Source organism: Nocardioides sp. FY1077, assembly GCF_058681775.1.
Window position 1 is genome coordinate 978708 of sequence record NZ_JBZWDB010000002.1, and the last position, 9862, is coordinate 988569.

A 9862-nucleotide genomic window follows, 5' to 3' on the forward strand; every position below is an offset into this window, starting at 1 on the left:
GGGGACGCTACCGTGCCGTCATGGAGCAGCGTGGAGCCCTCGAGCCGGACCTGACCGGCCGGCCCGCGTCGTTCGCCCGGGTGGCCCTGGCCACGATCACGTCCCGGGTGCAGGCCAACCTGCTCGGCGGCGTGCACGGCGGGGAGATCGTGAAGCTGGCCGACTCGACGGCCGGGGCGGTGGCCCAGCGCCACAGCGGCGGGCCCGCGGTCACGGCCGCGCTCGACGAGATGGTGTTCCTCGAGCCGGTGCACGTGGGGGACATCGTGCGCACCATGGCGCAGGTCAACTGGGCCGGCCGGTCGTCGATGGAGATCGGGGTGCGGGTCGAGGCCCAGCCCTGGGACGACCCGCGCGAGGACGGGCTGCACGTCGCGTCGGCGTACTTCGTCTTCGTGGCCGTGGACGGCGCCGGGCGCCCGCGCGCGGTGCCGCCGTTGGAGCTGAGCGGGCCCGACGACGAGCGCCGCTGGCGGGAGGCGGAGATCCGCCGCACCCACCGGCTGGCCCGCAAGGCCGAGATCGAGGCCGGGCGCGCCGCGGGTCGCTGAGCCCGCGCCCGCCGAGCCCGCGAGGGGTGGCCCCCCGCGGGGGTGAGACCTCCGGCGGACCCGGGGGCGGCGGCGCGTCGGCACGGGTGTGACTGCTGTGACTGGTGATACTGGCGCGCAGGACCTTCCCCTTCAGTCCTGCAGGAGAGTGACCACCGATGCCACCCGTCCCTTCCCCCGGGTCGCACCAGTCCGACCGGACCGGCTCGACGCGCCCGAGCGCGGCCGACCGCGCCGCGCGCGTGCGGTTCCGCCGCGCCCTGGCGCTGATGGCGATGACCCTGGTGGCGCCCGGCTCGGCCCAGCTCGTCGCCGGTGACCGCCGCGTGGGCCGGATCGCCCTGCGGGTGTGGATGGGCGTGCTCGCCCTGCTCCTCGTGGCCGCCGTGGCCGTCGCGATCGACCGCGGGCTCGCCCTCACGTTGGCCCTGAACACCTCCCTCCTGCTGGCGCTGCGCCTGTCCCTGCTCGTCGGCGCGATCGCCTGGGCGGCGCTGTTCGTCGACGCCTGGCGCCTCGGCCAGCCGCTGTCGCTCTCCCTCGTCCACCGCCGCGCCGTCGTCGGTGTGAACGGCGTGCTGTGCCTCGGCGTGGCCGGCACGATGCTCTTCGGCGCCCACGTCGTGGCGGTGCAGCGCGACTTCATCCAGACCATGTTCAGCGCCTCCACCGTCACCGGCTCCCACGAGGGCCGCTTCAACGTGCTGCTGATGGGTGGTGACTCCGGCGCCGGTCGCTGGGGCCTGCGCCCCGACTCGATGACGGTGGCCTCCGTCGACGTGGAGACCGGGCGCACCGTGCTGGTCGGCCTGCCGCGCAACATGGCCGACTTCCCGTTCCGCAAGGGCTCGGTCATGCACGAGCAGTTCCCCGACGGCTTCGACTGCGAGGGGTGCTACCTCAACGGCGTGAGCACCTGGGCCCAGGACAACCCCGAGCTGTTCCCCGACTCCGACGCCCCCGGCGTCGACGCCACCGTCGACGCCGTCGAGGGCATCACGGGCCTGCGGATCAACTACTGGGCGATGGTCAACCTCGAGGGCTTCAAGGACCTCGTGGACGCCGTCGGCGGGGTGGAGCTCACCGTGCGCTCGCCGATCCCGGTCGGTGGCCTCGGCGACGACGTCACCGGCTACATCGAGCCCGGCACGCGCGTCCTCGACGGCTTCGAGACCCTCTGGTACGCCCGGGCCCGTGAGGGCTCCGACGACTACTCGCGCATGGCGCGGCAGAAGTGCGTCATGAACGCGATGCTGCAGCAGGTCAGCCCCCAGGTCGCCGTGCGCAACTTCGAGGACATCGCCGCCGCCTCCAGCGAGATGGTCTCCACCAACCTCCCGGCCTCCGAGCTCGACACCTTCATGGCGCTGGCGATGAAGGCCCGGGGCCAGAAGCTGTCCACGCTCTCGCTGGTGCCGCCGATGATCGACACCGCCCACCCCGACATCGACAAGGTCCACGCCGAGGTGGACGAGGCGATCGCCGAGGCCGAGGCCCCCGCGCCCGCCGCCTCCGGGGGCCGGCGGGCCCGCAGCGCCGCCGACGGCGACGCGCCGGTGACCGGCGGCTCGGTGGGCTCGCTCAGCGAGGGCTACGCCGCCAACCAGGCCCAGGACCTCGGCACCGCCTGCTGACGGGCGCGGCGCACGGCGTCCTAGGGTGGACGCCGTGCCCGACGCCCCGATCAGTCCCCGTGTCGTGGCCGTCGTGGTCACCCACAACCGGCTCCCGCTGCTGCAGCGCCTCGTCGAGCGCCTGGCCCAGGTGCCCGGGCTGGCGGAGGTGCTGGTCGTCGACAACGCCTCCAACGATGGCACCGGCGCCTGGCTGCGCGGGCGCAGCGACGTGCGGTCGCGCACGCTGGCGCACAACGGGGGCGGCGCGCGCGGCTTCCACGACGGCCTGGCCTGGGCGCTGGAGCCGCACGACGGTGAGCGGGCCGACCTCGTCTGGATGATGGACGACGACGGCCTCCCCGAGACCGACAGCCTGCAGCGGCTGCTGGCCCACGACGACCTCGACTTCTGGGGACCCGTGGTGGTGGCCGAGGACGACCCGCGCCGGCTGGTCTTCCCCATCCGCCTGCCCGGCGGCGCCACCGTCGTGCACGCGATGGACGACGTGGAGGCCGCCGCACGCGACGGCCTGATCCGCGACGTGGTCATCCCGTTCAACGGCGTGCTGGTCACCCGCGACCTGGTGGAGCGCATCGGCCTGCCGCGCGCGGAGTTCTTCATCTGGGGCGACGACGTCGAGTACCTGCTGCGCGCCCGCGCCGCCGGTGCCCGGGTCGCCACGGTCGTCGGCGCCGCGGTGCACCACCCCGCCACCGACGACCTGGGGGCGCCGATGGCCTTCGGGCGCTCGACGTACAACCACACGCCCAGCGACCTCAAGCACTACTGCATGGCGCGCAACAACCTGCTCAACCTGCGCGACTACCGCGGCTGGCCGCACGCGCTGGCGTTCGTGGGCAAGACCGCGTGGTTCTACACCTTCACCCGGCCCAGCGCGGCGCGGCTGCGGCTGAGCGCCCGGGCCATGCGCGCCGGCCTGCGCGACGACTTCACCGGCCACCGGAAGTACCTGGCGTGAGCGCGCGGGAGAGCGTGGCGGTCGTGGTCGTCACCTTCAACCGTGCCGACCTGCTGGCGCGGATGCTGGAGGGCCTGGCGGCACTGGAGCGCACGCCCGACGCCGTGATCGTGGTCGACAACGCCAGCTCCGACCACACCGCGCGGGTGCTGGCGCAGGCCACCGTGCCCCACCTGCAGGTGGTGCGGCTCCCCGAGAACACCGGGGGAGCCGGCGGCTTCCGCGTCGGCGTCCGCACCGCCTACGACGCGGGCCACGACCGCATCTGGCTGATGGACGACGACGTCGTGCCCGCCCCCGACTGCCTCGACGTGCTGATGGACACCGACGGCGACTGCCTGATGGCGGTGCGCGAGGACACCGCGGGCCGGCTGTGCGAGAAGGCCGCGCTCCGCTTCGACCTGACCCACCCGTGGGTGGTGAAGCCCAAGACCGCGATGGTGGAGACCACCTACGGCACCCGGGCGGCGATGCCCGAGCGCGTCGAGCTGGAGAACGTCGCCTTCGAGGGCTTCATGGTGCACCGCCGCGTCGTGGCGGCGGTGGGCCTGCCCGACGACTCCTACTTCATCTTCTACGACGACGTCGACTTCGCCCTGCGCGCCCGCCGGGCCGGCTTCCGCATCTGGGCGGTGCGCGACGCGGTGCTGGTGCGCCAGCTCGACTTCGACCAGCAGCACGACCTGGCGGGCTGGAAGGGCTTCTACATGTACCGCAACCTCTTCGTGGTGCACCTGCGCTACGGCGAGAGCGCGCTGGTGCGGGCCAAGCCGTGGCTGGTCACCGCCGCGGTGGTCCTGCTCAGCCCGCTGCGCGGAGGGCGGGCGGAGGCACGCAACGTGATCCGAGCCATGCGCGCCGCGCGTGGGATGCGGACCCTGCCCTCGTCGTCCGTAGACTGACCGACCGTGTCCTCCCCTGATGCCTCCCCTCAGCAGCCCGGCCAGCCCGCCTCGCCCGGCCTGCCCGACCTGGTCGTCGTCGGCGCGGGCTTCTTCGGCCTGACCGTCGCCGAGCGGTGCGCCACCGAGCTCGGCCTGCGCGTGCTGGTGCTCGAGCGCCGCGACCACATCGGCGGCAACGCCTACAGCGAGATCGACCCGGAGACGGGCATCGAGGTGCACAAGTACGGCACCCACCTGTTCCACACCTCCAACGAGCGGGTGTGGGAGTACGTCAACCGGTTCACCGCGTTCACCAGCTACCGCCACCGCGTCTTCGGCAAGTACCAGGGGCAGGTCTACTCGCTCCCGATGAACCTCGGGCTGATCAACCAGTTCTTCGGCAAGGCCCACACCCCCGACGAGGCGCGCGCCCTGATCGCCGAGCAGGCCTCGGAGTTCGCCACCGAGGACGCGCAGAACCTCGAGGAGAAGGCGATCAGCCTGATCGGGCGCCCGCTCTACGAGGCGTTCATCAAGGGCTACACCGCCAAGCAGTGGCAGACCGACCCCACCAAGCTGGGCGCCGACATCATCACGCGGCTGCCGGTGCGCTACACCTTCGCCGACGGCTGGTTCAACGACACCCACGAGGGGCTGCCCGTCGACGGGTACGCCGCCTGGCTGACCCGGATGGCCGACCACCCCAACATCGAGGTGCGCCTCGGCGTCGACTTCCTCGACCCCGAGGTGTCCGCGCAGTACAAGGGCGCGGTGCCGATCGTCTACACCGGCCCCGTCGACGAGTACTTCGACAACCGCGAGGGCCGGCTGTCGTGGCGCACCATCGACCTCGAGGCGGAGACCCTCGACGTCGACGACTACCAGGGCACCGGCGTGGTCAACGCCAACGACGCCGACGTGCCGTGGACGCGGGTGCTGGAGTTCAAGCACCTGCACCCCGAGCGCACCTACCTGCCCGGCAAGACCATCGTCGTGCACGAGTACTCGCGCTTCGCCGAGGAGGGCGACGAGCCCTACTACCCGATCAACACCGCCGAGGACCGCGCCAAGCTGCTCAAGTACCGCGACCTGGCCAAGGCCGAGCCGCTCGTGCTGTTCGGCGGGCGCCTCGGCACCTACAAGTACCTCGACATGCACATGGCCATCGGGTCGGCGCTGTCGATGTACGACAACAAGCTCGCGCCGCACTTCGCCGACGGTGCGCCGCTGACCAGCGGAGGAGTCGACGCATGACCGTGACCCACACCCAGACCACCGAGGACCTCGACGTGGTGACGCCCGGCACCGCCCGGGTGCTGCTGCAGCGCCAGATCATGCCGGCGGGGCGCGACACCGACGTGATCAAGCTCTACGTCGACCCCGACCCCGCGTCGCTCGACGCCGACAAGTTCGACATCGGCACCAGCCGCGCGTCGGTCGAGGCCAACGCGATCGCGAGCCGCATCCAGAACGCCGCCCGCGGCGCGGCGCAGATCCACCCCGACCAGATCGAGTCGCGCACGGCGTACCGCGTCGAGCAGGGCGACAGCGTCTCGTTCGGCACCTACTTCAACGCCTTCCCGGCCTCCTACTGGCGTCGGCACACCGTGGTCACCGCGGTGCGGCTGACGGTGCGGGTGCGCGGCGAGGGCGCGACGGTCACCGTCTACCGCTCGATGGCCAACGGCCGCAGCCAGCGCGTCGACGCCGCCACCGTGGAGTCCGCGGGCGAGGGCGCCGGCGGCGAGTTCTCCTTCGACCTGCCGCTCAAGCCGTTCGTGGACGGCGGCTGGTACTGGTACGACGTGGTCGCCGCCGACGAGGACGCCGTCGTGGAGAGCGCCGAGTGGACCGCCGAGGTGCCGCAGGACCGGGCGCAGCGCGGCACGGTCACCATCGGCATCACCACGATGAACCGCCAGGACTTCTGCGCCAAGCTGCTCAGCCAGATCGGCGACTCGCCCCAGCTCGACGACGTCCTCGACGAGGTCGTGGTGATGGAGCAGGGCAAGGAGAAGCTGGTCGACTCCACCTACTTCCCGGAGGCGGCCAGCTCCCTGGGCGACCGGCTGCGGATCATCGAGCAGGGCAACATCGGCGGCTCCGGCGGCTTCGCGCGGGCCCAGTACGAGGGCCTGAAGGCCGGCCGCTCGACGTACGTGATGATGCTCGACGACGACGTGGAGTGCGAGACCGAGGGCATCCTGCGGGCGGTCACCTTCGGCGACCTGTGCCGCAAGACGACCATCGTCGGCGGCCACATGTTCAGCATCTTCCAGAAGACGCAGCTGCACTCCTTCGGCGAGCGCGTCTCGCCGTACACGTTCTGGTGGGGCTCGGCGCCCGGCGTCTTCGCCGGCTGGGACTTCGCCGACCGCAACCTGCGCTCGACGCGCTGGCTGCACGCGCGCGTCGACGTCGACTACAACGGCTGGTTCATGTGCCTGATCCCCACCGCGGTGATCGAGGACATCGGGCTGTCGCTGCCGGTCTTCATCAAGTGGGACGACTCCGAGTACGGCCTGCGCGCCAAGGCCGCCGGCTACCCGACGGTGAGCTTCCCGGGCGCGGCCGTGTGGCACGTGCCGTGGACCGACAAGAACGACGCGCTCGACTGGCAGTCGTACTTCCACGTGCGCAACCGAATGATCGCCGCGCTGCTGCACTCGCCCTACCCCCGCGGCGGGCGGCTGCTGCGCGAGAGCCTGAACCACCAGGTCAAGCACATGGTCTCGATGCAGTACTCCACCGTCGAGCTGCGCCACAAGGCGCTCGAGGACGTGCTGGCCGGGCCCGAGGTGCTGCACGCCGTGCTGCCCACCACGCTGCCGGAGATCAAGGCGCTGGTGAAGGGCTACGACGACGCCACGCTGGTCTCCGACCCCAGCACGTTCCCCGAGGTCAAGCGGCACAAGCTGCCCCGCAAGGGCCGCGAGGCCTCACCGGTGATCTCCGGGCGGGCCGCCACGGTGCAGGCCCTGCTGCAGCCGCTGCGCCAGCTGCGTCGCCCGCGTGCCCTGGCCCAGAGCAACCCGGAGGCCGAGATCATGGCCCAGGACTCCCGGTGGCACAAGATCGCCCGCTACGACTCGGTGATCGTCTCGCTGCCCGACCAGACCTCCGCCGCGTTCTACCGCCGCGACCGCGACCTGTTCGTCGACCAGCTCAAGCGCACCGTGTCGATCCACCGCCGGCTCTCCGCCGAGTGGGACGACCTCGCCCAGCGCTACCGCGACGCCCTGCCGCAGATCACCTCGCCCGAGGCGTGGGAGGAGACCTTCCGCCCGTGGCTGGCTCCCGACCAGGCGCAGGGGAGCGCGCCGGCCACCGGTCAGGCCGGTCAGGCCGGTCCGGACGGGGCCGATGGCTGACACGACCCCCACGTCCGGCGCGGCGGTGGCAGAGCCGCCGCGCCGCCACGTCGACGCCGAGCTGCGCTCGCCGACGGCGCGCGCCGGGCTCCTCGGCGTCTTCCAGAACCGCTACCTGCTGAAGCTCCTGGTGCGCCGCGAGATCAGCGCGCGCTACTCCGGGTCGTTCCTGGGCCTGCTGTGGTCCTACATCAACCCGCTGAGCCAGTTCCTCATCTACTACTTCATCCTCGGCAAGCTCCTCGACCGCGGCACCGAGAACTTCGCGGTGCACGTGTTCGCCGCGCTGATCGTCGTGCACTTCTTCATCGAGACCTTCAACGCCGGCACCCGCTCGATCGTGCGCAACAAGTCGCTGGTGCGGAAGATGGCGCTGCCACGGGAGATGTTCCCGGTGGCGTCGATGCTGGTCTCGCTCTACCACGTGGCCCCGCAGATCGTGATCCTCGTGGTGGTGTGCCTGCTCTACGGCTGGGAGCCCGACCCGATGGTGCCGGTGGCGGTGCTGCTGGCGCTGCTCATCATCATCCTGCTGGCCACGGCGCTGGCGCTGCTGTTCAGCGTCGCGAACGTCTACTTCCGCGACTTCGCCAGCGTCGTCGGCATCCTCACCAACTTCGTGCGCTTCGGCGTCCCGATGATCTACCCCTACGCGATCGTGGAGGAGCGCTTCGGCGCCGCCGCCCAGTACTACCTGCTCAACCCGCTGGCCGAGGCCGTGCTGCTCGTGCAGCGGGCCTTCTGGGTCGGCACCACCGACGACCCCGCCGCGACTGCGCGCACCGAGCTGCCCGACGACCTGTTCACCCGCGGCGTCGCCATGGTCGGGGTGTCGCTGGTGGCCCTGGTCATCGCCCAGCTCGTGTTCCGCGCGCTCGAGGACAAGATCCCGGAGCGCCTGAATTGAGCCACCCCGCCAACACCTCCATCGTCGTCGACGACGTCACCAAGTCGTTCACGCTGCGCTACCACCGCACCTTCAAGCAGGTCACCGTCGCCAAGGCGCGCGGCCAGGAGACCAGCGACACCTTCCGCGCCGTCGACCACGTGTCGTTCAGCGTGGAGCAGGGGGAGTCGATCGGCCTGATGGGGCTCAACGGCTCCGGCAAGTCGACGCTGCTGAAGCTGATCAACGGCGTGATGCGCCCCGACTCCGGGCAGGTCCTGACCCGCGGCCGCATCGCCGGGCTGATCGCGACCGGCGCCGGCTTCCACCCCCAGCTCACCGGCCGGGAGAACGTCTACCTCAACGCCGCCGTGCTCGGGATGACCGAGCGCGAGACCGACCGCAAGTTCGACGACATCATCGAGTTCGCCGACATCGGCCGCCACCTCGACTCCCCGGTGGGCAACTACTCCTCGGGCCAGTTCGCCCGCCTCGGCTTCGCGGTGGCCGTGCACGTCGACTCCGACATCTTCCTCGCCGACGAGGTGCTCGCGGTGGGGGACCGGCCGTTCAAGAAGAAGTGCCTCGAGCGGATGCAGGAGATCCGCGCCAGCGGACGCACGCTGCTCTACGTCAGCCACGCCGCCGGCTCCGTGCGCCGCATGTGCGACCGCGTGGTGGTGCTGGAGGAAGGTCGCGTCGGCTACGACGGCGAGGTCGACGCCGGCATCAAGTACCTGCACTACGACGCGGCCTCCGAGGACGAGCAGGACGAGGAGCTCGGCGCCGACATCTGAGTCGGCCGGCGCCATCCCGCCCGCCCCACGTGGCCGAGCGACCGTCCGCTCGGGCTTCACCAGGGCAGGTCCCAGCGTGAGATGCGGGGGTTTCGACACGGGCGCCAGCGCGCCCTGCCGACCAACGACCGGGGCCCCTCTCGGTGGTCGAGTGCCGAGGAGCGCTAGCGACGAGGTGTATCGAGACCCCGCAACCATCTGCTGGGACTGGCCCGGGGCAGGTCCCGGCGCGGGCTGCGGGGGTTTCGACACGGGCGCCAGCGCGCCCTGCTCAACCAACGATGAGGGGCCGGGCGCTGCGCGCCGTACTCGCCAACGAGCCCCGGCCCGCTTCGGTGGTCGAGTGCCGAGGAGCGCCAGCGACGAGGTGTATCGAGACCACGCAACCATCTGCTGGGGCTGGCCCGGGGCAGGTCCCGGCGCGGGCTGCGGGGTTTCGACACGGGCGCTAGCGCGCCCTGCCGACCGACGAAGGGGGCCCCTCTCGGTGGTCGAGTGCCGAGGAGCGCTAGCGACGAGGTGTATCGAGACCCCGCAACCATCTGCTGGGACTGGCCCGGGGCAGGTCCCGGCGCGGGCTGCGGGGGTTTCGACACGGGCGCCAGCGCGCCCTGCTCAACCAACGATGAGGGGCCGGGCGCTGCGCGCCGTACTCGCCAACGAGCCCCGGCCCGCTTCGGTGGTCGAGTGCCGAGGAGCGCCAGCGACGAGGTGTATCGAGACCACGCAACCATCTGCTGGGGCTGGCCCGGGGCAGGTCCCGGCGCGGGCTGCGGGG

8 protein-coding genes are annotated in these 9862 nt (G+C 71.7%); all 8 read left to right on the top strand.

Annotation, left to right across the window (positions count from 1 at the left end; genetic code table 11):
- The first annotated feature begins 20 nt into the window (after positions 1–20).
- The 8 genes from AC4OR8_RS09510 to AC4OR8_RS09545 all read left to right on the top strand — a co-directional run bounded on the left by AC4OR8_RS09510 (position 21) and on the right by AC4OR8_RS09545 (position 9084).
- Positions 21–551: an acyl-CoA thioesterase gene (locus tag AC4OR8_RS09510; protein WP_492165296.1), complete on the top strand. Its 531-nt coding sequence runs from the start codon at positions 21–23 to the stop codon at positions 549–551.
- A 158-nt stretch (positions 552–709) separates the two neighbouring features.
- On the top strand, positions 710–2185 hold the full coding sequence (locus AC4OR8_RS09515) for an LCP family protein (protein WP_492165297.1): 1476 nt from the start codon (positions 710–712) through the stop codon (positions 2183–2185).
- A gap of 34 nt (positions 2186–2219) precedes the next feature.
- Positions 2220–3146, top strand: coding sequence for a glycosyltransferase (locus AC4OR8_RS09520; RefSeq protein ID WP_492165298.1), 927 nt, complete (start codon positions 2220–2222; stop codon positions 3144–3146).
- Complete coding sequence (locus AC4OR8_RS09525; RefSeq protein WP_492165299.1) at positions 3143–4048, top strand: glycosyltransferase family 2 protein; 906 nt, start codon at positions 3143–3145, stop codon at positions 4046–4048. Before AC4OR8_RS09520 ends, AC4OR8_RS09525 begins: the two co-directional genes overlap by 4 nt.
- A 6-nt stretch (positions 4049–4054) precedes the next feature.
- A complete protein-coding gene (glf, locus tag AC4OR8_RS09530) occupies positions 4055–5284 on the top strand; it encodes a UDP-galactopyranose mutase (protein WP_492165300.1) in 1230 nt (409 codons plus the stop codon).
- The gene (locus AC4OR8_RS09535) at positions 5281–7401 is read left to right on the top strand and encodes a glycosyltransferase (protein ID WP_492165301.1); all 2121 of its coding nucleotides are present in this window, start codon (positions 5281–5283) and stop codon (positions 7399–7401) included. Before glf ends, AC4OR8_RS09535 begins: the two co-directional genes overlap by 4 nt.
- The gene (locus AC4OR8_RS09540) at positions 7394–8308 is read left to right on the top strand and encodes an ABC transporter permease (RefSeq protein ID WP_492165302.1); all 915 of its coding nucleotides are present in this window, start codon (positions 7394–7396) and stop codon (positions 8306–8308) included. Before AC4OR8_RS09535 ends, AC4OR8_RS09540 begins: the two co-directional genes overlap by 8 nt.
- On the top strand, positions 8305–9084 hold the full coding sequence (locus AC4OR8_RS09545) for an ABC transporter ATP-binding protein (protein WP_492165303.1): 780 nt from the start codon (positions 8305–8307) through the stop codon (positions 9082–9084). The genes AC4OR8_RS09540 and AC4OR8_RS09545 overlap by 4 nt, the downstream gene beginning before the upstream one ends.
- The last annotated feature ends 778 nt before the right edge of the window (positions 9085–9862 follow it).

Coding starts and splice junctions, on each gene's coding strand:
- AC4OR8_RS09510 (WP_492165296.1), top strand. CDS start 21: ATGGAGCAGCGTGGAGCCCTCGAGCCGGACCTGACCGGCCGGCCCGCG.
- AC4OR8_RS09515 (WP_492165297.1), top strand. CDS start 710: ATGCCACCCGTCCCTTCCCCCGGGTCGCACCAGTCCGACCGGACCGGC.
- AC4OR8_RS09535 (WP_492165301.1), top strand. CDS start 5,281: ATGACCGTGACCCACACCCAGACCACCGAGGACCTCGACGTGGTGACG.
- AC4OR8_RS09540 (WP_492165302.1), top strand. CDS start 7,394: ATGGCTGACACGACCCCCACGTCCGGCGCGGCGGTGGCAGAGCCGCCG.